This is a genomic window from Peptococcaceae bacterium, from assembly GCA_024655825.1.
GTDB lineage: Bacteria > Bacillota > Peptococcia > DRI-13 > PHAD01 > JANLFJ01.
Window position 1 is genome coordinate 19,010 of sequence record JANLFJ010000030.1, and the last position, 21,728, is coordinate 40,737.

Below are 21,728 nucleotides of genomic sequence, written 5' to 3' on the forward strand. Positions count from 1 at the left end.
ATCAAGCAGATTTATATGTTGGAGGTGAAAATTAGTGGTTGAATATGCCTGTCCCTCTTGCGGCAAAAAGTCGAGACTTCCCGATTTCTGCTGCGGCCAGTCTATGGTCCAAAAAGGAAAGTATTACTGCGACTCCTGCCAGTCCCAGTCAAGCAAAGAAGGCGCATGCTGCGGTTCTCCCATGCGGATGATTTAACACGCTCTGTTTCCTGGAATATGCTAAAAAAGAAGGCCTGTTTCATCAAAAAAGCCTTCTTCTTTTTTATCGTTTTTCATTCTCCAACCTGTAAATAAAGGCCAGGACCCTGGCAACAGCCTCATACAACTGGGGGGGTATTTCTGTACCCGGAGGAAACTTAACCAGCCTGTCCACCAGTTCTACATCTTCAACCACCGGGATACCATAATTTCGGGCCAGGTCCAGTATTTTTTCGGCCACGTATCCTTCCCCCACCGCGACTATTCGCGGCGCACCATGCTGCTGCTCTTTCTGATAATTAAGGGCTACGGCTTTCTTCTTCGCCATACCGTTTCACCTTAAACCTTTATATCCAGGCTGATGTCCTGTTTCCTGGGGAAAATAGGCCCTGACATCACCGGGACTATTTCCACCGCTGCAATGACTGCCTGGATTTCATCTTTTCTTTCTCTTAATATGCTTTCGGTTTCCGGCAGTTCAGCCCAAATGCGTGCAAAGATATTTTCCTCCACCATTTTTATGGCCACTTCTATCCGTCCAAGCGTATTCATGTTAAGTCCCATCCATATCTCATAAACATCCTTGCTGGAATGCTGGCTTTTATACCGGTTTATTTCTATTCTTTGTAATTTTTCTTCATTTAAACCCGCATTAAGCAAAACAGCCGCCACCAGGTGGGGATCAAGCAGGTAACGAAGCCCCGTTTTTTCTTCCACCGGTATTCTTTTTAAGGCGCTTATCAGTTTGCCGGTCTCTTTTTCCCCGGTTATACCTTGCCTGGCCAGCAGCTGCTTAATGCCGCCCGTGATGGTTTCTTCTTTTTCCACAGGAAAAAACGGAATTTTTTTAAGGAGCACGGCCTGGTCTTTTGGGCCGAGAACAATAAGTTTTATCACTTCGCCGGTTTCCAGCGGTATCTCTGATTTGGCCAAAAAGCTCCTCTCCCCCACTTGCAAGAGATAGACATCACCTTCCTTGCCTGCAACCAGGGCCACAACCTCCTGCCCTGCCGCCAGTTTTAAGACCGTTTCCCAAGCGGTGCCGTCAGGGTTTTTTAACATTGTAACCAGGTTAGAAAAACTATTTTTTATTTCCAGTCCCATTTTTTACCACCGCTTTTTCATGACCTGGCTGTTCAATAAAAGAGCAGCCCTATCGTCCCGGCGCCGGCATGGGTGCCTACTACCGCCCCAACCTCGCCGATAATATGCTCCGAGTAATTCAGTTCCGAAACCAGCTTCTGATGAAACTTAACCGCCTCGTCAAGGGCATTGGCATGAACGAGAGCGCAGCGAATCGGTCCTTTTTTTTGCGAATACTCTTTAACAAGCTGGAAAATTCTTTCCAGGGCCTTCCCCTTTCCTCTCACTCTCTCAAAGGGAGTGACGAACCCGTCTTCAAAAGTCAAAATCGGTTTGACATTTAAGACTGTTCCCAATAGGGCCGATGCCCTCCCGATACGGCCGCCTTTGGCCAGGTTTTCCAGCGTGTCGACCACAAAATATGTTTTAACTTTGCTCATGGTTTCAATCGCAGTTCTTTCTACTTCATCCACGGATTTTCCGTCCCTGGCGGCCCTCGCAGCAGCCAGGACGACAAGCCCCAGGGCCATTGACACCATCTTGCTGTCGAGAACCCTGATGTCCCTGCCGGGTAAAGAATTCTTGGCCATAAGCGCCGATTGGAACGTCCCGCTCATACGTGCTGAAATATGAATGGAAACAACATTGGAACCGTCTGAGGTCAATTCCTCATAGGCGTCTTTGAATTCTCCGGGCGACGGCTGTGACGTTCTCGGCAATTGCTCGGAAGCGGCCATTTTTTCATAGAATTCCTTTACCGTAATATCCAGGCCTTCCCTGTAAATCATGTCGCCAAACACGACTTTCAACGGCACAACCCTGATGTCCAGTTCATTCACTAAAGAAGAAGGCAAGTCGGCAGTGCTATCCGTAACTATTTTTACCCGTCCCATCCGGTCCCACCCCTTTTATCCTATTCCAAAGAAATCAAGTAATAATAAAGCGGCTGACCCCCAAAATGGAGTTCAAAATCAACCCACGGGTACAGTTTGGAAAGCCTCTCCACCATTTCACGGGCTTCTAATTCCTGAACATCCTCCCCGTAATAGATAGTAACCAGCTCATGACCTTCTTTCAGGTTTTGAGCAACCAGCCCTTCCACCACCTGCGAGGCCTCGCAGCCGGTAAAGGCCAGCTCACCGTTGCACAATCCAATTACCTGGCCCTTTACAATCTCATGACCATTGAAACTGGAATCCCGTACCGCATATGTGACTTCCAGGGTTACCACCTGGTTTCCGGCATCTTCCATCTTCTGCCTGTTCTGTTCCAACCCGTTTTCAGCATTAAAGGCCATCAAGGCTGCTATCCCCTGGGGTATACTTCTTGTCCTTACCACCCGGCATGGTTTGGCGACCGCTTTCGCAGCCTGCTCAGCGGCAAGCACCACATTGCTGTTGTTCGGTAGAATAAGCACTTCTTCGGCCAAGATATTTTCAACCGCCTCCACAAAATCACGCGTGCTGGGATTCATGGTTTGTCCACCCTCTATCACCACATCGACGCCGAGGCTTTTAAAGATTTCTATAAGTCCCGCGCCCACAGCCACGCCGACCAAGCCCAGGCGCTTAACGGCGCGAGCCCTCGCCTGCATCTCCTGGCTCTGTTCACTCATGTTGTGAATCTGTATCTCGTGCAGTGTGCCGAGGCTGGTGCAGAAATCCAGCACTTTCCCGGGAGAATTGGTATGGATATGTATCTTTCCAGTATCCGCATTGCCCACAACCAGAATACAATCGCCTTTATCCGCCAAAAAGGCCCGGATATCTTCAAGAACGAGCGGTTCTTCTTTTCTTTTCAAAATAAATTCGGTGCAATACTGGTACTCCAGGATTTCATCGTTCTGATACTGGATCGGCGACCTTTCAGGTTCTTCCGCCGTGTGCTGTCCGGGATCGCCTGCGCACTCCTCCCCTTTTATTACCTTCAGCATACCCTCCAGAATGTAGACCATGCCTTGCCCGCCGGCATCAACCACCCCGGCCTGTTTCAGCACGGGCAGCATATCCGGGGTTTTTTTCAGGGCAAGCAAGGCTCCCCGGTAGGCGGCTTCAAAAACGGATTCCAGGGTACTGCCCGGCAGGTCGGCAGCTTCCTCTGCATAACGGGCAGCTTCCCGCGAGACGGTTAATATTGTTCCTTCCACCGGGTTCATGACTGCCTGGTAAGCGGTTTCCACCGCAGTCCTTAAGGCAACGGCTAGCTCCCTTGCGTCAAGTTCCGTTTTTCCCTCAGCTGCCCGCGCAAAGCCGGCCATCAATTGAGAGAGGATGACTCCCGAATTGCCCCTGGCGCCCATGAGCGCTCCATGAGAGACTGTTTTCGCCGCTCTTTCAATGCTGCCGTCCTCGTCCTGTTGAATGGCTTTGCTAGCGGAAGTCATCGTTAAACTCATATTAGTTCCGGTATCCCCGTCAGGCACCGGAAAAACATTGAGTGAATCGATAAAAGCTTTTCTCTCTTCCAAATACTTACCGGAAACAACCACCAGCCTGGCCCACAAACGGCCATCTAAGCTCCCGCTTTTCACCCTTTTGTCCCCTCCGGTGGATGAACTGCTGACATGTCCAGGTTGGGTTTCTTGGGCAGCCGCTGCCCTGGTCACAAGTATAGACATTACTATTATAAGCTTTAAGATAAAACATCGTCAATTTATTCTAAAACGGCGCTTTATGAGCACTAATACTTGCCTTCGACATAAGACATACTATAATACCGAAATAGCGAGGTGCTGACGCAATGGTGCAAATAGACGACGCCGGCAGCGGGAGCCTGGTCGGAGGGACAGGGATAGGTGTCATGCGCAAAGAAACAGAGGAATACCTTTTCAGGATTATTCCCCCCGTTTTTTTTCGAGAACCTTTTTTCACGCAAAAAAAATACCAGCAATATGTAATAAAAATTGTCAGGTGTTCCTTTGAAAGGCTTAATGTTACAACAGACGAACCCATTCAGGTTTGCCGCGGTTACGTTTTCGACGCGCTTCGCCGCTGGCTTGACAACCAGGGTTATGCCTGGACAAGCAGCAAAATAGATGGTCCGCTGCAAATCAAGGTTGAAGAATCCTTCAGCGACTATGTAATAAAACTGGGCCTGCCCCGCAGCTTTGTTCAACATGCCCGCTACGCCTTCGGTTTTCACCGGTTGTTGAAGTGGGTCTTTGCCGATTTCGAAAACCGGTCCCGGCTATGTAAAACAGGCTGGAAAAGCTGGCGCAAATGGTCGCGTGTGCCTTTTCGAGTCTACGCCGGCGTGTTGGAAAAAGAAGCTTACTGCTTGAAATGCGGGCAACTTATCAACAAACATGAAAACGCCGTAATTCTCGAATACATCACCAACAGGTCCTGGAACGTTCCCCTTCACCCTGGCTGCTGCCCGTATCAATTAAACCAGCCAAAATAAGATCATTCAAGCAGGGCTTCTTTCGTATACCTGTTACCAGCGTTCCAGAGCATCCATTCCTCCAGTCCGGAATCATAAGCAGCCCTGATCTGGGCCCTGACTTCTTCCCTGCCGTATGCAGGGCTTCCAAGGTCGAAATCTTGCAGCCACGGTCTCAGAAGGACGCCCGTGTGACCTGATTCATTAATCTTCTTGAGCCCGTCAAACAGGGCCTGCCTAACCACTTCGTAGGGGTGACCGTTAGGATTGTTAAACCCGTAGTTGCCGGGCCCATAATGCGAAGGGTAAACCATTGGGCAGATATAATCAACCTGGGAAATCACCTTCTCAAACTTCTGCCCCATGCCCATGTCATCAAGCGTCAGCGTAGTTAAACCGAAAACATCCGCCGCAAGGAAAACGTTGTATGGCTGTAGTTCAGTCCGGGCGTATCTTAAAAATTCCTGAATAACGTCCTCCTTTTTCTGTCCTCCGGCAAAAGGATAAACCGCGTTCTTTACATCGCCGTCGGTGGGAAAGCGAACATAGTCAAACTGTATCTCGCGGAACCCCACCTTGGCCGCCTCCTTGGCCACATCAACCGCATATTTCCAGACTGTTTCACAATGAGGATCCACCCAGGCCAAGCCTTTCCTGTCGCGCCACAACCCTCCGTCTTTCCTTTTTATCGCCAGTTCCTGCTTTCTTTCGGCCAGTACTGGATCTTTAAACACGACAATGCGGGCAATTGGGTAAATATTTTTAGTGTACAGCACCCTCATCTTTTCTTCAAAAGCCTGGCCTGTGCCGTGCGTCCTGGCCTTAATCTCCCGGGCCAGCGGGATGTCAAAATCAAAAGCAAGGATTCCGCTGTCATCTTTCATATCGACAACCAGCGCGTTCAACTCAGTGGTGTCAACAAGGTCAATCAGGTACGGAAAAAGGGTGCTGCTGTAAACGGCACTGCCGCTCATGTAAATGCCTTTAACCTTAACCGGTTCTTTGGAAATGGGGCGATTGTCCCCCGCAAAAAAACGTTTGGCATAATGAACCTTCTCCTCCAGCGGTATGATTCGGGAAGAGTCGCGCAGGGTTTGCTGGTAAGCATAATTCTGCCTTGCTTCCTGCACGCCGCCTGGGGATATGGCGCTGAAAGTATAAAAAGCAACAGTCACAACTGACAATAAAACAATGACCATTCCGGCAAAGAAGTATTTTTTCAACATTCGCTCCATCTCCCCGATTATGACAGGCTAAAACTATATTCGACAATCTCTGGCAGTTTCCTACTTATTCCCTTTTGCCAAATTATGCTATACCTCAACCGGCTCTTTTTATTTCTCGTTCCACTTCGCTTAACTGCGCCAGCAGCCGCTGTAACGTGCGGGTATCTTTACCCGGTACCCTGGCCAGTTCTTCGATTTTATGCTTGATAGCCTGGAACGCAAGCTCCAGCTCTGGCATCTCCTTCACTCCAGCAGGTGCTGCCAGTTCCGGCGCCTTTTCAAACGCATCGGTTTCCAGGTCATACTGCGCGCCGTAAGCTGGAATTTCAGCATGCTGGCCAGTCTCGCTTTGAATAACTCTCTGCAGTGTCTCCAGGGAATCCGTTTCACCGTGCACCAAAAAGAGCTTTTCAGGTTTTTTCTTAAATGCCTTGAGCCATTCCAACAGCCCTTTCTGGTCGGCATGGGAAGAAAACCCTTCGATCTTAACTATATCCGCTCTCACCGCAACTTCTTCACCGTGTATTCTCACCCTCTTTTCCCCTTCCAGGATCCGGCGGCCAAGAGTGCCCTCAGCCTGGTAACCAACAAAGAGTATGGTCGACTCGGGACGCCAGAGATTGTGCTTTAAATGGTGTTTTATTCTTCCGGCGTCGGCCATACCGCTTGCCGAGATGATAATGGCGCCTCCTTTGATTTTGTTTAAGGCCATGGATTGCTCCGCAGTGATCACATAGTGCAGGTTGGGCCACTGGAAGAATTTTTGAGCCTCTTCCCCTGATACCTGGCAGAAAGCCTCGTCTGTGCAAAATTCGTGGTTATTTATAAACACCTGGGTCGCTTCGACAGCCATGGGGCTGTCGATATAAACGTCCACATGCGGTATTCGTCCTTGCTCGCTCAGCATTTTCAAATCAAAGATTAAATCCTGCGTTCTTTCCACGGCAAAAGAAGGCACGATGAGATTCCCTCCTTTTTTCAGGGTCGACTTGATCACGCTTGCCAAGAGATCCAGCTTGTTTTCCGCCTCCAGGTGATAACGATTCCCGTAAGTCGACTCCATGACCACAATATCCGCGACATATATCTTTGTCGGATCATCTACTATCGGTTGATTGATATTGCCGATATCGCCGGAAAAGACGATCTTGCGTTCTTTTTCCCCTTCCTGCGCATATAATTCAATCATCGCCGAGCCCAGGATATGCCCTGCATCCTGGAACCTGACCTTTATGCCCGGCGCGAGTTCAAGCGTTTCTTCGTAACCGCAGCCCCGGAAATTTTCCTGGCAGCGCCTGGCATCATCCACGGTATAAATAGGCTCCAGCAGTTTACTGCCGCTGCGCATATTCTTCCTGTTTTTTCTTTCAACTTCCATTTCCTGTATATGAGCACTGTCGGGCAGCACAATGCTGCACAGCTCGGCCGTCGCCTTGGTGGTGTAAACCGGGCCTTTAAAACCATGCTTGAAGAGCTTGGGAATCAGGCCGCAGTGGTCCACATGCGCGTGCGTTAGCAGCACAAAGTCAATTTCGGCAGGGTTAAACAAAAACTCCCCGTAGTTCCTCTCTTTTAACTCCTTTGAACCTTGGAACATCCCACAGTCCACAAGGAATCTGGTTTTGCCCACGGTTACCAAAAAACATGAGCCGGTAACGGTACCAGCCGCACCGCAGAATCTTATCTTCATCCTGCTTCCATCCTTTCTTGGGGAAGAATAATCTTCCTATTTCGTCTTTTTTCAACATTCATTTTTATTTTAACATAAATAATGCCTCCCGCTTTTCAAAAAAATCACCGGATACCCATCATGCTGGATGGCATCCGGTGATTTGCTTTTTGCTGTTAAAGACTATACTTCCTCGTCTAAAGCCCCGACATTCTTTAAACTTCCGGCAGTTTATCTATATTCCTTTTTAATTCTTCTTCACTAAGCTCGGCATCCTCGAGATTCCCGGAAAGATAATTCTCATAGGCCGACAGATCCAGGTGGCCGTGACCGCTCAAATTGAAAACAATACAGCGAGACTCGCCGGCCTCTTTGGCTTCCAGGGCTTCATCCACCGCAGCCTTAACGGCGTGAGCCGACTCCGGCGCAGGCAAAATCCCTTCCGTCTGGGAAAAGAGTACAGCCGCCTCGAATACTCCTTTTTGTTTATAGGCCCTGGCCTCCACAATCCCGTCATGATAAAGCTGGCTTACCAAGGGAGCATCCCCATGATACCTTAACCCACCGGCGTGAATGCCGGCTGGCGTAAATGAATGACCGAGCGTATACATCATCAACATGGGAGTTATACCGGCCACATCCCCGTAGTCATAAGCAAATTTCCCCCTGGTCAGCGTGGGACAGGCTGCAGGTTCAACCGCCATCAAGCGAACCTTTTTCCCGGCCAGTTTATCGGGTACAAAAGGAAAGGCGATACCCGCAAAATTGCTTCCTCCCCCGCAGCAGCCTATAACCACATCCGGGTAATCATCAACCATTTCCAGCTGGAGCTTAACTTCCTGCCCGATGACGGACTGGTGAAGACAAACATGATTAAGGACGCTTCCCAGGGAATAATTGGTATCGCTCCTCCCCGCTGCATCTTCGACCGCCTCGCTGATGGCAATGCCTAATGTCCCGGGAGTATTTGGCTGTTCTTCCAGTATTTTTCGCCCTACAGATGTTTTCGGACTGGGGCTAGAAATACACTCCGCGCCATAAACCTGCATGAATGAACGCCTGTAAGGTTTCTGCTCGAAGCTGATCCTGACCATATAAACGGTGCATTGAAGGTCAAACATCTTACAAGCCAGAGACAGCGCTGTTCCCCACTGGCCAGCTCCTGTTTCTGTAGACAGGCGTTTGATCCCTTCTTTCTTATTGTAATAAGCCTGCGGCACAGCGGTGTTCAATTTGTGACTGCCGACCGGGCTTACCCCTTCATACTTGTAGTAAATACGGGCCGGCGTATCCAGCGCTTTTTCCAGGCTACGAGCCCGGTAAAGCGGTGAGGGTCTCCATTTTTTGTAGACCTCCCTTACTTCTTCCGGAATTTCGATAAACCTCTGCGTGGATACCTCCTGCTCAATTAGAGCCATGGGGAAAATGGGTGCCAGGTCCTGGGGCTGTAATTGCTTTTTGGTCTGCGGGTTCAACCCGGGCTGGAGCTTGTTCGGCATATCAGCCTGCACGTTATACCACGAACGGGGTATTTTCTCTTCGGGCAAAATGATTTTTGTCATCTCTTCTTTTCTCATCTTTCTCTTCTCTCCTCTGCTTTTGATAATTGGTATTTAAATATGCTTTAGTTTATCATAAAACGCGCAAAAAATTCAAGTAAGGCCTGGTGCAAAAAAACGAACAATCGTTAAACGTTAAACAAATGGGAAAAGGGTAAGCTTTCTTTGATTCCTTACGGAACCCGCTTACCCTTTCCCCGCGAGATGGTACTCCAGTGGAATACGCCCTCCTTTTTTCCCTGAAACGGCCAGGAAACTTTCTCGTTTCCTTATCCTTGTTCGAACCCCTCTCTTACCGGTCCCAGGAACCCGGTAAGTTTCCCTTAGCGGCCTGTGCGGCGGCTATTTTTTCGAAAAGCTGGTGCGCTTTCCGGGTTCGCGGGGGAATTCGCCGTCCTTTGGCTCATCTGTTATCTGGTTTTACCGCCAGTACACCGGAATCACTGCTTTTTTATGGTTTTACCATAAAAATTCAGTTTCCTGCTCGACACCTTTTTGCCTTTCGGCATCTCGGCTGTCGTTCTTTGAATACTTCGCAAAACCCCTTGCAGATTTGCAAAGAACAGTTAATCGAACTTTCAGGGTTACCAGGTTAACAACCGGGTGGTTATTTCCTGGTTGATTCTTATTCTAAAGTAAAAGTTCTCCTCTGTCAATGGCTTTATGTGAATTTTTATAAAATTCGTATATATTATCTCATTAATCATATTCCCATCAAAAATGTTCGTCTTTTATAGTCCCGGATGCGCGCAAATGCCTTTTTCACCATATTTTTAGCTGACTGTAATTCGTGTTTTCAAAAAACCGCTCCCGTCCATTCACAAATCAGCGAATCAGCGAACAAAATAACAGGGAGCCTTCGCTTCCTGTTACCTTTCGGATAGGGGCACGTATCTCTTTATTTCAGCCACATTTTTATAAGCCGGCCTGATTATTTTTCCTCCGCTGGCCAGTTCTTCTATGCGGTGAGCACACCATCCGCCGATCCTAGCTATGGCAAACAGCGGCGTATACAGTTCCCGGGGTATGTTCAAAGCCTTGTAGACAAACCCGGAATAAAGGTCAACATTTGCGGCCAGGGTAACCTTCTCGTTTCTCACCTCGCTGAAAACAACGGAGGTGAGTCTTTCCACTTCCGAGTAAAGATGAAATTCTTTTTCCGCTCCTTTTTCTTTGGCCAATTCGGCCGCTTTTTTCTTCAACAGAACCGCCCTGGGGTCTGACAACGTATAAACCGCGTGCCCCATCCCGTAAATGAGGCCGGAGCCGTCGTTCGCCTTCTTGTTAACAATGTCGTGGAGATAAGCTTTCAGTTTATCTTCATTATCCCAATCCCGGACATTGGCCTTGATATTCTCCATCATTTCCAGCACCTTAAGATTGGCTCCGCCGTGTTTGCCGCCTTTCAGCGAACCCACGGCGGCAGCAATGGCAGAATATGTATCCGTGCCGGTCGACGTGACCACCCTGGTGGTAAATGTTGAATTGTTTCCTCCCCCGTGTTCCGCATGGAGGACCAGCGCGAGATCGAGAAGCTCCGCCTCAAGCCTGCTGTATTCGCAGGTCGGGCGCAGCATGTATAATATGTTTTCCGCCGTGCTCAATTCTTCGCGCGGCGTGTGTATAAATAAACTCTTGTTATCATAATACCTGGATTTTGCCTGGTAACCGTACACGGCCATGGTTGGAAAACGGGCAATCAATTCAATTGAGTGCCTGAGCACACTTTTTAAGCTCAAATCATCAGGATCGCGGTCGTAGCAATATGCGGCCAGAACGCTCCTGGCCAGCATATTCATGATGTCCCTGCTGGGAACTTTCAACATCATATCCTCGGTAAAACCGTCCGGCAGTTTCCTGTTTTCCCCTAATATATTTACAAATTCTTCCAGCTCATGACGATTGGGCAAAACGCCGAAAAGCAAAAGATAGTTTACTTCTTCAAACCCGTACCTCCCGTCTTTTTGAAAACCTTCGATAATCTCCTTTATTTCGATGCCTCTGTAGTATAATTTGCCTTCATCCGGCACCTTTACGCCGTTGTCCATGCGGTAGCCATGGACATCTCCCACTCCAGTCAGGCCAACCAGCACCCCTGTGCCGTTGTTGTTCCTCAAACCCCGTTTTACATCATATTTATGGTACAAATCAGGATCAATACGGTTGTTTTTTTCCGCCAGCCTGCTCAAAGCATCAAATCTCGCTGAGTTGACTTTCGCATGGTTATTGAATGCCAGATGCATCCTCTTGTTCCTCCGTTCATTTCTGCAATTCATTCATGCAAGTATTTTAGCATCATTGTATACAATAATACGCGTATAGTCAATCCTTTTTTTCTTTGAATACTGTATTTTCTACTGCGCAACAATCACTTGCCGCTTTTTACCCGCGCGACTCCTCTTCACTGGTTTGCTCTTGTTTTGCTTCCAATATTTCCCTGGAAATGTTCAGCACGCTTTCCGGTACATATAAATCAACGCCAAAAGAAGAAACACCCATGAACACTTTAAGAAACCCTCCGGCCCACCTGTACTTTCTCAGTAAAGGAATCCCGTAAAAGCCGAACATCGATTCAATAACATCCGCTTCCCGGTCATCTTCGATTTGAGTTAAAAATGCCCACTTTTCAGTCATAACATCCCCCGGTTATCAAAATTTCCATGTTTTTTGTGGCGTTGGCTTTACAGCAATTTAACCAGGCGGTACCCTTTTTCTCCATCAGCATAATATTTTTCCAAAACCTTTTGCAGTTTAAACCCCAGACCCTGATACAACCGGACTGCCTTCCCGTTGGATGTTCTTACTTCCAGGCTTATTCTGGAAAAATACGGAGAAAAATCTTTTAACCTTCCTTCCAGGTACTTCCTGGCCAGTCCCCGCCCTTCATAATCCGGCAGCACGCATAAAGAATACAGCCTGATCGTTCGGCTGTTTTTCCTTGTCAGGTATGCCGCATACCCGGCCATACACCCTCCATACTCCAGCACGTCAAGAATGATCGACCCGTTCGGGTTAATCACCATCCGCCTCATGGCACGTTTTGAAAATGCATCGCCCTGCGGGAAACATATTCTCTCCATTTCCACCAGCTTGTCCAAGTCTGTCCAAAATGCCTTACGAACCAAAAGCTCACTCAAATCTCTTCACCCGCGAGGTAGCGAACGATGTTTTTATATATTTCCGGGCTGGCCTGATCTTCGTTGCCCGCATCGATATTGGGATTGTCGTTCACTTCAATTACGTAGTATTCTCCATCGACTTCTTTAATGTCCACACCGTACAAACTGTTCCCAATCGCTTTTGCCGCATCGGCAGCGATTTTAAGCAATTCCGGCTTGGCTTCTTCAATCCTTACCCCCACCACTTTGGACAGCTCTCCATTCTCGGCGCGATCCATCGTTCTCCATGTGTTTTGGGCGAAAACATACTTTACAACCGCCTGAACCTTTCCGTTCAGGAGAATTACACGCCAATCATACTCGCTTGGGATGTACTGCTGAACAATAATTCGGTCCGCTCTTCGCAAGAACTTTTTCCCGACCATTACAAACTCGTCATAAGAATTAACCTTTTCGACGTAATGCGAAAAGCTGCTGTTGGGAGCTTTTAAAACGAGAGGAATGCCCAGCCCCTCAAACAGCTCACGCGCGTTCTCCCTCGTAACCTCCTTATTGTCCAAAAAAATTGTTTCCGGCACCGTTATCTGCCGCTGGATCAGCCGCTTGTACATGTTTACCTTGTCGCAGCAAATGCGTATGCTTTCCGGTTCGTCAATAACACGCTGCCCCTGCATCTGGGCCAACCTGGCCACCACGTAACTTGTGTTCAGCGGATCGGTAAGGGCTCTGATAAAAACGGCATCGTAATTATGGAGGTACTTCAATTCGTGGCGAAAGAGAAAATCCAACTGGTGTCCCAGCTCAAAAGCAGCCATTCTGTAGTTCGTCAGGGCGGCCAGTTCCACCGAACTCCTGATCGTGTATCGTTCCGTAAAAATTGCTATCTTTGCCATGTCCCCATCTCCTCCAGCATCTTCTTTTCCTTCAGAGTAAGTTCATCATAGGGCAGCGGCTCGATAGCGGAAAACAGGTACTCATCGGCCGTTACAATCACCCTGATCCTCATGAGCGGCAGGTGAAACGCCTTGAAAACCGACATGGCAAAAGCAGTGTATTCCTTTTGAAGTGTCAGCCCCAAAAGTGAGCGAACCACATCGATCCTGTAGTCGGCAGGCAGCCTTTGACAGATCGTGGCATACTTGCCACCCATGGTCACTCTTTTTAAGTCTTCTCCCATATTTTCCTTCTCGATGATTACTTCGCACTTGGAAGTAAAAGGATTGATAGGATAAGCCAAGATAGGGGGTGTCAGTTTTTCAGTCACGATTTCGTGAACAGGTGTTTTAATGCCTGAAAACTCCGCTTTTTTCATGGCCAGAGGAACAACATAGGCGTCAAGCGCCTCCTCCGTGGTCGGCCTGATGTTGATCCCTGAAAGTTCACAGTCCAACGACTTGTAGTAGCCTTCGGTCAGGTAAGTATAGTCGCCGAACATGTTGTATAAATAAGTGTCATCGCTGTTCAGCCTGTACAGAATAATTTCTCCTCCCATTTTTTTCCAAATCATCTCCCCCTGTACTGCTATACTTATTTTAATTCCTCTGCAAACAAAAGTATATTAAAAATCGGTTAAATATTTTCACCTTTTAATCTGCAAACCGGCCCAAAAAGGCCCACCGGCAACTGCTCGCCGTGTTGCCGGTGGGCCTTTCCACCGTTCGGTTACGTGTTATGATGATTTAAATACCTGACAAATGCTTCGCCGGCTTTTTGCTTGTGTTTCCTTACAATTTGCTCGACCTTTTCACCATCGCCCTCTTCCAGGGCGCGCATAATGTCCTCATGCTCCCGGAGGGAATTTTCCGGCCTTTCACGGTCAAAGGCAAAAACGGCCCTAGTTCGTTCACTGCCATCCCACATCTCAAATATCATTTTGTAAAGCCGTTTGTACGGCGAACACTGGTAAAGCAGCCGGTGAAAATCGCGGTTAAGAAGGCCATACCTGACCGCATCCCCTTCTTTTATGCACTCGCGCATTTCTGCTATTACCCCATTGAGACGTTCCATAACCTCGGGAGTCAAATTCGGCAAAGCTGTTTTGGCCGCATAACCCTCCAGAACACTCCTGATATTGAAAATCTCCTCGGCGTCTTCAGCGCTGAAAGTGGACACCTGCGCTCCCGTATGAGGCGTTATGGTGACAAGTCCCTGGGCCTCCAACATTCTTATGGCTTCCCTCACCGGGATTTCCGATACCCCAAGGTCGCCGGCTATTTTCTTGAGAACCAGCCTTGTGCCGGGTTTAAGATTGCCGTTGACAATGTTTTCCCGCAACACGTTATAAACAGCTTCAATCTTTGTGGTGATAAACTGTTCCTTGTTAATAAAATTCAGTTCGCTAATGGCCATCCCCTCCACAACAATCCACAGCCTAACTGCCGGATTTTTTTGCCTGTTTCCTGTATTTTTTAAGTAAGCCTAAAAATTCTTCGTCAGTCAAATACCTCTTTTTTTCAATCCCCATATTTTTTACGTCTTTCAACAAATTGCTCTTGCTTTCCTGATCAAGTTCAATTTCCAGCGCCTTCAACTTCATTTCAATCGACGTTAAGCCGCTCTTCTTCCCAAGAACCAGCCTAGGTTCGCGTCCCAAGAACCCGGGATTTATCGCGAACATGGCCAGGGGAGCCTTAAGCAGGGTATCTGCTCCTATTCCCGATTCCCGCGTAAAATTTCCTTCGCCCACAATAGGCTTGTTCGCCGCCAGCCTGAATCCCGTCATGGTTTCGACCAGTCCTGACAGCTCCACCAGTTTTTGCATTTCAATCCCCAGCTCCACACCAAGAAGCAATTGTAAAGCGGCGGCGACCTCTTCCGTGGCGCAGTTGCCGGTTCTTTCGCCTATCCCATTCATACAGCAGTGGACGACCTCGGCTCCGGACAATACAGCCTCAATACTTCCGGCCAGGGACAGTCCAAAGTCGTTGTGCGTATGTATTTCTACGGGAAGTTTTGTTTTTTCTTTCACATACCGGGTTAAATAGCGGATGGCCATAGGCAGAGCAGACCCCATCGTATCTACGAGTCCTATCGAATCGGGCGGACATTCGGCCATGATGACCGAAAGAAACCTGTCCAGGTCAGTTTCGTCAGCCCGGGTCGTATCGTAAGGAAACAAGACAGTATACAGCGAGTACTCCCTTGCCGCTTGAATTCCCTTAAGGCTCATCTCTATTACCCTGTCCACTTCCCACTTGAACTGCAGTTCAAGTTTCGGTTTGCCAATGGGAACTTCGATCACGACACCGTCTGCGCCGCAGTCTGCGGCCATTTTTATGTCTTCGGCCATAGCTCTGGCAAAAGAAAACACCTGGGTCTTTAAGCCCAGTTTTTTTATCTCTTCGATGGCGGACCTGTCCTCTTCGGAAACGGCGGGCATGCCAGCTTCAATGCGGTGGATGCCCGCTTCGGACATCCTTCTGGCGATCTCAACTTTTTCATCTTTTTTTAAAACGATACCCGGAGTCTGTTCTCCATCACGCAAAGTGGCGTCATGCAGCTTTATTCCCGGTTTAATGTCAATCCCGCGCCTTACTTCATCACAAAAATTGTAATTGCTAATCCACCAGTTCTCGTTCTTCCAGTAATTCATTCTTTTGTCTCCTCCTATGCTATTATACTCCTAATATCCGGGCTGTTTCTATAAATATTTATCCGGAGCACAGCCGGCTGTTCAGTTGTCTCTTTAACCTATATTGAAAGCAAGCGGGCCGGATTCTCCCTGGTCATAAGTTCAATTTCCTGTCGTTTAATGCCAAGATTAGCCAAAAGCTGGCAGTAAACCCTCAACCCTTCCGTCGGCGAAGGATGAACCGTCTGGCCGTAATCCGTAATCAGGCAGCAGTGCTCCGCCCCTACCTCCCTGATAACACTGGCTATTTCCTGGGGATCCTGCCTCCCATTGTGCGGCGAACACACCCCAAAAGACAAGGAAAGCGTTGCTCCCAGTTCCGCCAGTTCTTTAAGAACCCCTATCGTAAAGTCTTCCAGCCAGGCATTGGGATGAGTCACCTCCAGTTTTTTAAATCCGGCTTTCTTGCTCTCCCTGGCCAGCGCAAGCGCTTCCTGCGGCGATATATGACCGGTTCCCAAAATTACGTCATATTCCTTGCAAATATTGATAATCTCCCCTATTTCTTTCTTCAGAACATTGTTCTCATCCAGGATGCGCATGCCCTTTCGCGCATAACCGAAAGTGGAACCATTCACATAATGGCCAATCCAATGGCCTTTTTGGGCTTTTTCCAGTGCATACCCGGCATCGACGGTCGGAAGCCAGACCATTTTCCCTCCCGCCCTGGCTGTGGCCATAACACTCCTGGGATTGAGCTCGCCGTTGCACTCATTTAGAGCAATACCTCCAAAAACCCTGACTCCTTCAACCACTCTGGTGGCCGCATGAGCGGAGGCTACTGTCGAAGATAGATGTGTTTTAATAACTATTGCCTTCATACCTGCCCTGGCCGCTTCCTGGGCCAGGGTGATACTATCGCCATATCGCTGGACATAGTCCGGTCCAACATGGATATGTAGATCGATGGCGCCCTCTAAAAAGCTGTAATCCGCAAACATATGCTCTCTCCTTTGACTAAATAATTTAACTTAAATATATTATATATGATATAGCAATATATTTTTATTGATCTTTTACTGCTTTTTGCGCATTATTTGTCTAATTTTTTTTACATATTAGCAGGAATAGTCCTATTTTGAAAGAATTTAACATAGTAAAAATCTCAACAAAACACTTTAACTATACTGAAAATACGGGAGGAACTTATATGGCTAATTTTACCATGCTTGATCACGTTCTGAAAGTGGCCCCCCTGGTCAACCAGCTAACCCAGGCAGATGTCGGAATAGCCGTAAGCGACCTGGAAAAATGGCTTTGTTATTACCCGGCCCGAACCCTCGATTTGAAAGTACAGGTGGGCGCGCGCGTGCCTGAAGGCACCGTAACATACGAGGCCATGAGAACAAAAAAAAGAGTCGTCCAGGAAATAGACTCAAAGAATACCAAGTACGGCCTGCCGTATATTGGCGTTGGCCTCCCCATCCTTGACGAAAACGGAGAAGTAATCGGCGGAATTGGGGTTACGGAAAACACGGAACGCAAAGAGTTCCTGCTTAATACTGCCAAGGAACTTGAAAAAAGCCTCCAGGGAATTCAATCCTCGATGCAGGAAATCGCCGCCGAAGCCGAAGAACTGTCCGCTACCAGCCAGGAACTAAAAGCAATATCTGACGAAACCGCTGCAAGGGTTGGGGAAACTGCAACAATTCTTTCCTTTGTCAAAAACATAGCCAACAGGATAAACATTCTCGGGCTTAATGCCTCCATTGAAGCGGCCAGGGTCGGAGACGCGGGAAGGGGTTTTAACGTGGTAGCCAACGAGGTGCGCACTCTCGCCAGGGCAACCAATGAATCAACCGGCCAGATTTCAACAATAATTGAAAAAATAAAAGAGGGAATCAACTCCACAAATTCAGCCGCCGGCATGGTAAAAAACGTTACCCAGGAACAAGCGGAAAAACTTGCCGCTATCAATCCCATCCTCGAAAACCTGGCAATCCTGGTGGAAAAACTGACAAAAGCGTCCGAGGATTTATCCAGAGGGACTAAATAGCCCTGCAGCGGAAGATGTTATTAGCAGGTGACATCTGCTCCCAACGATTTGGAATCAGCATCGAAGAATTCGTACAGTTTACTTTTGAGATGATGGATACCTTCCTACAGCAGTGAAGAAGTCAGCCACATTAAAAAAGAATAGCTCGACGCTTTATTAGGTTATCTCCCATTTAAACCCATCGTTGAACCCGACGAAGAGCTTGGGGGATATACGGTGGCCGTTAACGAAATTGACCTGTACGGGGAAGGTAATACCTATGAAGAAGCGGTCAATGACCTTATCGACAGTATTCAGGAATACCTGGCCATCTACGTAAAACAAATTGAGCTTATATCTAAAGCGGAAACCAGAGAGAAAAATTTGTATCTCCTTAAACTCTTAAGATGTAATAACGACAGAGAAGAAATCAGGAAAGCGTTAGGACTTCAATAGTGCCGATAAGATTTTCACACGGAGAAATCAAGAGATTACTTGCTCACTTCAATATGAGACCTTCCCGAACCGGCAGCACTCTCTACTGGGGTTATGGCAAAGACGGCATCTGGCGAACATGCAAATTTGACTACCATAAAGACAGTGAAATACTTAAAGCCGGCACGGCCAACGCCATAGCCCATACCCTAAAATTCAAAAACGTACTGGAAATGAAAAACGTTATGCTAAACGAATTAGGTATCGACAACACCAGCAGCTTTTTCTCCAAAAAACTCTAAAATGCGAACCTCCTTTCAAATAGAATGCGTATAAGATAATTCTAGCGCCCCTGTTTTCTATATTTTACCAGGGGCGCGTCATATAATCAAAATAACCTCCCGTAGATTTAAAACGAAGATTTGCTTCCTGCCGATAAACTATAGGAATATCATACTCATCATTATCACGCGGTTCAGTTTTCGTCACTTTTACTGATAGCACCTCTAGCGGTTCAACGTTTAATACAATGACTGGTCTTGGCAAATATTCATCTGGTTTTTCTTCTACTAATACCACCTTCTAATACCTTTTTCACATGTATATTTCGACATCCATTGGGCTTTGTCCCGCTAATAATCAAGAACTTTTTAAGCAGACTCATATCCAAAAATATCATTTTTTAACGGGGGCTAGACTGCTCCGCTAGATTTTTGGACGAATCTAGTGCGAATAAAACAAGGGCTTCGGCATTTGAAGAATGCTGAAGCCCTTGACAATGTTGGGCTTGGTGCGGCTGAAGGGACTTGAACCCCCACGTCCTTGCGAACACTAGAACCTGAATCTTTTAAAACGATTTTTTCCAACCTTGCCATATTAGGATTTATACCTTGGTATTACTGGTTTTGGCGACAATTAAACTTATCGTTTTGCATCGTAAAAAATCATAGTTTTTTATAGTTTTTAGCCTAAAATTAGCCTATAAAAAACACCTTGGATCACTCCTCGGTGCTCTTTGCGACATAAGAATGCATTTATTACATCCTTCCTTTTAACAAAACAGATTTAATCTTAATTTTTTCATCCTCATCCAACTCCTTAAACACCCTGGCAAATGCAAGCACGGCGTCTTTATCTTTTTCCTCGTAATCCCTTAAGTTTATCTTGATTTGTAATTGAGATTTATCTGCTGCATGTTTCAAGGCTTCATATGTTTCTGAATTTAATGAATATAACTCAGCAATTTTTTCCGGCCATTCTTCAGGAACATTGCGTTTCCCTACCTCAACCGCAGATAAATACGCCGGAGTAACGCTCAATTTGTCTGCCATGTCTTTTAAAAGTTCATTATTATCTATTCTAAGCTTACGACACAGCTTCCCAAATTGCGTTAACATAATTAACCTCCTCTCATTTTTAAATATTTCTCCTTGGCTAATTATAACAAATAATGTACAGCCAGTCAACTATTTTTGTTGATTATTGAAACAAATAAAAAGAGGCCCTTTTCGGAGCCCCTTCCATGGTATTCACTATATCACTATATATAGTTAAAGTGGTATCCTACTGAGCAGAATAATATTACCTCCCTTCCTTCATTCTCCTAAGCATCGCCCAAACTTCTTTACGCAACACAGCCCGGTTCGGGTCACTCCCATCACTGATACCATTTTCAACCGCCCATTGCCGGTCTTCCTCAAAGGGGTCTTTCAATGATACCGGACCCACCTGGTTGGCGATTCCCAGGTACTCAGCGGGGTTGATATCGTTCCGCTTAGTCCAGTCTCCGTCCCACACCTCAAAATGCAGGTGCGGTCCTGTAGCGCTGCCGGTAGCACCCTGGATGCCAAGCTTGTCCCCGGCGACAACCAGCTGCCCAGCGGTGACAGCCACCTGGGCAAGATGGGCGTACAGCACATCATGGCCGTCAACCTGCCGGACAATGACATAATTGCCCCAGCCGGTAGGGTCCGCTCCCTTGGATCCAGGAGAGAATCTTGCCCGGATAACTACCCCCGGGCTGACAGCATAAATACTTTTGTCCGCGCCATCAGCAACCACATCTATACCAGGATGATATCCTTTGCGGTATTGTGAATTTTTGCGCCCGTACTCCTGAGAGATGCGTCCGTTTTTTACTGGCAGCATGGCCACTTACTCCTTTGCGTTTTTGGTAGTAGAGTACAATCCTGCCGCAGATAGCCCCACAGCCGAGCCTATTATGATGCTTTGCAAAGGTTCCCAGCCTTCCTGGGCGCCATATGCGCTGGCAATCAATACGCCCAACAACCAAGCTACTAGGCCCATATACTTATGCGCCGATTCAGGGATTATTGTTTTTGCTAATGCCACAATGGCAATAATTAAAGGCACTACAGCCACTCCATAGATACTTTCCATTTCTACATTCCTCCTAATTTTTCCGCAATCTCATCAATCCTGTGATGCGCAGATTTTGTAGACTGCTCCACCACAACCATGCGCTCGATGAGGGAGTTATGCTTGTCCACTTTTTTCTCAAGCTCTTGTATCCGGTAATTTGTAAGCTTATTTGCGGTTAGTATGCCGCCGAGAGTGCCTATCCCGGTACCGCAAAATGATAAAAGAGCAACCATAACCTCAGTGTTCAATCTTTACCCCCTCCTCACGATAATAATCTTACCGTTGATATAATTAACGGTATCCCCAAATCCCTCATGAGTATGCCGGGTAGGGGTGTAAGTGCGTCCCTCGATAATCCTGGGGGCCGCATCCTTGTCCACCAGTACGCCGTTGACGTTGTACTCCAAGCTGCCGGGCACCAGCACCTGGTATTGTAGGCCGCATAGGCACATGTAGTATGGATGAGGCTCAGCAGATTTGACCATCTTAGCTATATCACAGGCAAAATCCTCATAGCTTGGTATCCACCAATAGTTTGTATCTGCTGCCAGTCCTGCCCCGCCGCCATACCGGCCAGCCAGGTCCAGGGCATGGCCTGTTTCCCGGGCCCACTCCTGCCACTTGGATAAGTCGTCGCCCAGCAGCTCAAGATGCAGGCAATGCCCGGCCTCGTGAGCCCATATATCTACCTGGGCAATCAAGTCGCGGTCACTTTCCGGCAGAACATCGACCATGGGGATATAGACATATTTGCGGTTTGGGTCAGTGTGTGGGTTACTGCCGTTGACAACACCCGGGTTAGGATTGTACCCCAGATATACCGTCCAGGCCTGTAAGATGTCCTGGATATTTGGGATGATCCGCTCCATCGGCTCCAGGGCATACTGGCGAAAAATGTCCTGGTATTTTGACGATCCGATAAGTTGCATGGCTATCCTCCTTTCATGGGCATAAAAATACCGCCCTATTATGAGGCGGCTTACTGCGCATTTTAGTCCTACAGTTCAATAATCAATTTGTCATTTTGCACTTTATCTTCTCGCGTTTCTAAGACAACCGTTCCGGTAAGC

26 protein-coding genes are annotated in these 21,728 nt (G+C 47.6%); 5 read left to right on the forward strand and 21 right to left on the reverse strand.

The window, feature by feature from the left end; genetic code table 11:
* Positions 1-34 precede the first annotated feature (34 nt).
* Positions 35-196: a hypothetical protein gene (locus NUV48_11405; GenBank protein MCR4442742.1), complete on the forward strand. Its 162-nt coding sequence runs from the start codon at positions 35-37 to the stop codon at positions 194-196.
* A 66-nt stretch (positions 197-262) separates the two neighbouring features.
* Here NUV48_11405 and NUV48_11410 read toward each other — a convergent pair whose 3' ends face one another.
* Genes NUV48_11410 through NUV48_11425 form a run of 4 tightly spaced genes read right to left on the reverse strand, consistent with a single transcriptional unit; the run spans position 263 to position 3,811 of the window.
* Positions 263-526, reverse strand: coding sequence for an EscU/YscU/HrcU family type III secretion system export apparatus switch protein (locus NUV48_11410; protein MCR4442743.1), 264 nt, complete (start codon positions 524-526; stop codon positions 263-265).
* Between the two features lie 11 nt (positions 527-537).
* Entirely contained in the window at positions 538-1,302 is a 765-nt protein-coding gene (locus tag NUV48_11415; protein ID MCR4442744.1) for a flagellar hook-length control protein FliK, read from the reverse strand.
* 32 nt (positions 1,303-1,334) lie between these two features.
* Complete coding sequence (locus tag NUV48_11420) at positions 1,335-2,174, reverse strand: DegV family protein (GenBank protein MCR4442745.1); 840 nt, start codon at positions 2,172-2,174, stop codon at positions 1,335-1,337.
* A 20-nt stretch (positions 2,175-2,194) separates the two neighbouring features.
* The gene (locus tag NUV48_11425) at positions 2,195-3,811 is read right to left on the reverse strand and encodes a DAK2 domain-containing protein (protein MCR4442746.1); all 1,617 of its coding nucleotides are present in this window, start codon (positions 3,809-3,811) and stop codon (positions 2,195-2,197) included.
* Positions 3,812-4,020: 209 nt separating this feature from the next.
* On the opposite strand from NUV48_11425, the gene NUV48_11430 reads away from it, so the two are divergent.
* Entirely contained in the window at positions 4,021-4,683 is a 663-nt protein-coding gene (locus tag NUV48_11430; GenBank protein MCR4442747.1) for a hypothetical protein, read from the forward strand.
* Between the two features lie 2 nt (positions 4,684-4,685).
* On the opposite strand, the gene NUV48_11435 is transcribed toward NUV48_11430, so the two are convergent.
* The 11 genes from NUV48_11435 to NUV48_11485 all read right to left on the reverse strand — a co-directional run bounded on the left by NUV48_11435 (position 4,686) and on the right by NUV48_11485 (position 16,807).
* On the reverse strand, positions 4,686-5,888 hold the full coding sequence (locus NUV48_11435) for a putative glycoside hydrolase (GenBank protein MCR4442748.1): 1,203 nt from the start codon (positions 5,886-5,888) through the stop codon (positions 4,686-4,688).
* Between the two features lie 94 nt (positions 5,889-5,982).
* Positions 5,983-7,578 carry an MBL fold metallo-hydrolase gene (locus tag NUV48_11440; protein ID MCR4442749.1) on the reverse strand — a complete coding sequence of 532 codons (1,596 nt, stop codon included), beginning with the start codon at positions 7,576-7,578 and terminating at the stop codon, positions 5,983-5,985.
* A gap of 194 nt (positions 7,579-7,772) precedes the next feature.
* Positions 7,773-9,134: a TrpB-like pyridoxal phosphate-dependent enzyme gene (locus NUV48_11445; GenBank protein ID MCR4442750.1), complete on the reverse strand. Its 1,362-nt coding sequence runs from the start codon at positions 9,132-9,134 to the stop codon at positions 7,773-7,775.
* Positions 9,135-9,985: 851 nt separating this feature from the next.
* A complete protein-coding gene (locus NUV48_11450) occupies positions 9,986-11,359 on the reverse strand; it encodes a citrate/2-methylcitrate synthase (GenBank protein MCR4442751.1) in 1,374 nt (457 codons plus the stop codon).
* Between the two features lie 139 nt (positions 11,360-11,498).
* A complete protein-coding gene (locus NUV48_11455; protein ID MCR4442752.1) occupies positions 11,499-11,750 on the reverse strand; it encodes a hypothetical protein in 252 nt (83 codons plus the stop codon).
* Positions 11,751-11,797: 47 nt separating this feature from the next.
* Positions 11,798-12,253, reverse strand: a complete 456-nt coding sequence (locus tag NUV48_11460) for a GNAT family N-acetyltransferase (protein MCR4442753.1) — start codon at positions 12,251-12,253, stop codon at positions 11,798-11,800.
* Positions 12,250-13,128 (reverse strand): ATP-grasp domain-containing protein, encoded by an 879-nt coding sequence (locus NUV48_11465; GenBank protein MCR4442754.1) that lies wholly within the window; start codon positions 13,126-13,128, stop codon positions 12,250-12,252. The genes NUV48_11460 and NUV48_11465 overlap by 4 nt, the downstream gene beginning before the upstream one ends.
* Positions 13,116-13,742: a RimK-like ATPgrasp N-terminal domain-containing protein gene (locus tag NUV48_11470; protein MCR4442755.1), complete on the reverse strand. Its 627-nt coding sequence runs from the start codon at positions 13,740-13,742 to the stop codon at positions 13,116-13,118. The genes NUV48_11465 and NUV48_11470 overlap by 13 nt, the downstream gene beginning before the upstream one ends.
* A 155-nt stretch (positions 13,743-13,897) precedes the next feature.
* On the reverse strand, positions 13,898-14,584 hold the full coding sequence (locus NUV48_11475) for a GntR family transcriptional regulator (GenBank protein MCR4442756.1): 687 nt from the start codon (positions 14,582-14,584) through the stop codon (positions 13,898-13,900).
* Positions 14,585-14,606: 22 nt separating this feature from the next.
* Entirely contained in the window at positions 14,607-15,827 is a 1,221-nt protein-coding gene (locus NUV48_11480) for a hypothetical protein (GenBank protein MCR4442757.1), read from the reverse strand.
* 98 nt (positions 15,828-15,925) lie between these two features.
* Positions 15,926-16,807, reverse strand: a complete 882-nt coding sequence (locus tag NUV48_11485) for a DUF6282 family protein (GenBank protein MCR4442758.1) — start codon at positions 16,805-16,807, stop codon at positions 15,926-15,928.
* 209 nt (positions 16,808-17,016) lie between these two features.
* Between NUV48_11485 and NUV48_11490 the strand changes: the two genes are divergently transcribed.
* From NUV48_11490 to NUV48_11500, 3 genes are all read left to right on the forward strand, one after another.
* On the forward strand, positions 17,017-17,862 hold the full coding sequence (locus NUV48_11490) for a methyl-accepting chemotaxis protein (GenBank protein MCR4442759.1): 846 nt from the start codon (positions 17,017-17,019) through the stop codon (positions 17,860-17,862).
* 180 nt (positions 17,863-18,042) lie between these two features.
* Complete coding sequence (locus tag NUV48_11495) at positions 18,043-18,297, forward strand: hypothetical protein (protein ID MCR4442760.1); 255 nt, start codon at positions 18,043-18,045, stop codon at positions 18,295-18,297.
* On the forward strand, positions 18,297-18,578 hold the full coding sequence (locus tag NUV48_11500; GenBank protein ID MCR4442761.1) for a hypothetical protein: 282 nt from the start codon (positions 18,297-18,299) through the stop codon (positions 18,576-18,578). Before NUV48_11495 ends, NUV48_11500 begins: the two co-directional genes overlap by 1 nt.
* A 64-nt stretch (positions 18,579-18,642) precedes the next feature.
* Here NUV48_11500 and NUV48_11505 read toward each other — a convergent pair whose 3' ends face one another.
* The 6 genes from NUV48_11505 to NUV48_11530 all read right to left on the reverse strand — a co-directional run bounded on the left by NUV48_11505 (position 18,643) and on the right by NUV48_11530 (position 21,587).
* Positions 18,643-18,855 carry a hypothetical protein gene (locus tag NUV48_11505; protein ID MCR4442762.1) on the reverse strand — a complete coding sequence of 71 codons (213 nt, stop codon included), beginning with the start codon at positions 18,853-18,855 and terminating at the stop codon, positions 18,643-18,645.
* Between the two features lie 458 nt (positions 18,856-19,313).
* On the reverse strand, positions 19,314-19,673 hold the full coding sequence (locus tag NUV48_11510) for a helix-turn-helix domain-containing protein (GenBank protein ID MCR4442763.1): 360 nt from the start codon (positions 19,671-19,673) through the stop codon (positions 19,314-19,316).
* A 184-nt stretch (positions 19,674-19,857) separates the two neighbouring features.
* Entirely contained in the window at positions 19,858-20,424 is a 567-nt protein-coding gene (locus tag NUV48_11515; GenBank protein ID MCR4442764.1) for a M23 family metallopeptidase, read from the reverse strand.
* A 6-nt stretch (positions 20,425-20,430) separates the two neighbouring features.
* On the reverse strand, positions 20,431-20,676 hold the full coding sequence (locus tag NUV48_11520; protein MCR4442765.1) for a hypothetical protein: 246 nt from the start codon (positions 20,674-20,676) through the stop codon (positions 20,431-20,433).
* Positions 20,677-20,678: 2 nt separating this feature from the next.
* Positions 20,679-20,906: a hypothetical protein gene (locus NUV48_11525; protein ID MCR4442766.1), complete on the reverse strand. Its 228-nt coding sequence runs from the start codon at positions 20,904-20,906 to the stop codon at positions 20,679-20,681.
* A gap of 3 nt (positions 20,907-20,909) precedes the next feature.
* Positions 20,910-21,587: a copper amine oxidase N-terminal domain-containing protein gene (locus tag NUV48_11530; GenBank protein MCR4442767.1), complete on the reverse strand. Its 678-nt coding sequence runs from the start codon at positions 21,585-21,587 to the stop codon at positions 20,910-20,912.
* Positions 21,588-21,728 lie beyond the last annotated feature (141 nt).

Coding starts and splice junctions, on each gene's coding strand:
- NUV48_11410 (MCR4442743.1), bottom strand. CDS start 526: ATGGCGAAGAAGAAAGCCGTAGCCCTTAATTATCAGAAAGAGCAGCAG.
- NUV48_11415 (MCR4442744.1), bottom strand. CDS start 1,302: ATGGGACTGGAAATAAAAAATAGTTTTTCTAACCTGGTTACAATGTTA.
- NUV48_11420 (MCR4442745.1), bottom strand. CDS start 2,174: ATGGGACGGGTAAAAATAGTTACGGATAGCACTGCCGACTTGCCTTCT.
- NUV48_11430 (MCR4442747.1), top strand. CDS start 4,021: ATGGTGCAAATAGACGACGCCGGCAGCGGGAGCCTGGTCGGAGGGACA.
- NUV48_11435 (MCR4442748.1), bottom strand. CDS start 5,888: ATGTTGAAAAAATACTTCTTTGCCGGAATGGTCATTGTTTTATTGTCA.
- NUV48_11440 (MCR4442749.1), bottom strand. CDS start 7,578: ATGAAGATAAGATTCTGCGGTGCGGCTGGTACCGTTACCGGCTCATGT.
- NUV48_11445 (MCR4442750.1), bottom strand. CDS start 9,134: ATGAGAAAAGAAGAGATGACAAAAATCATTTTGCCCGAAGAGAAAATA.
- NUV48_11450 (MCR4442751.1), bottom strand. CDS start 11,359: ATGCATCTGGCATTCAATAACCATGCGAAAGTCAACTCAGCGAGATTT.
- NUV48_11455 (MCR4442752.1), bottom strand. CDS start 11,750: ATGACTGAAAAGTGGGCATTTTTAACTCAAATCGAAGATGACCGGGAA.
- NUV48_11465 (MCR4442754.1), bottom strand. CDS start 13,128: ATGGCAAAGATAGCAATTTTTACGGAACGATACACGATCAGGAGTTCG.
- NUV48_11470 (MCR4442755.1), bottom strand. CDS start 13,742: ATGATTTGGAAAAAAATGGGAGGAGAAATTATTCTGTACAGGCTGAAC.
- NUV48_11475 (MCR4442756.1), bottom strand. CDS start 14,584: ATGGCCATTAGCGAACTGAATTTTATTAACAAGGAACAGTTTATCACC.
- NUV48_11480 (MCR4442757.1), bottom strand. CDS start 15,827: ATGAATTACTGGAAGAACGAGAACTGGTGGATTAGCAATTACAATTTT.
- NUV48_11485 (MCR4442758.1), bottom strand. CDS start 16,807: ATGTTTGCGGATTACAGCTTTTTAGAGGGCGCCATCGATCTACATATC.
- NUV48_11490 (MCR4442759.1), top strand. CDS start 17,017: ATGGCTAATTTTACCATGCTTGATCACGTTCTGAAAGTGGCCCCCCTG.
- NUV48_11510 (MCR4442763.1), bottom strand. CDS start 19,673: ATGTTAACGCAATTTGGGAAGCTGTGTCGTAAGCTTAGAATAGATAAT.
- NUV48_11515 (MCR4442764.1), bottom strand. CDS start 20,424: ATGCTGCCAGTAAAAAACGGACGCATCTCTCAGGAGTACGGGCGCAAA.
- NUV48_11520 (MCR4442765.1), bottom strand. CDS start 20,676: ATGGAAAGTATCTATGGAGTGGCTGTAGTGCCTTTAATTATTGCCATT.
- NUV48_11530 (MCR4442767.1), bottom strand. CDS start 21,587: ATGCAACTTATCGGATCGTCAAAATACCAGGACATTTTTCGCCAGTAT.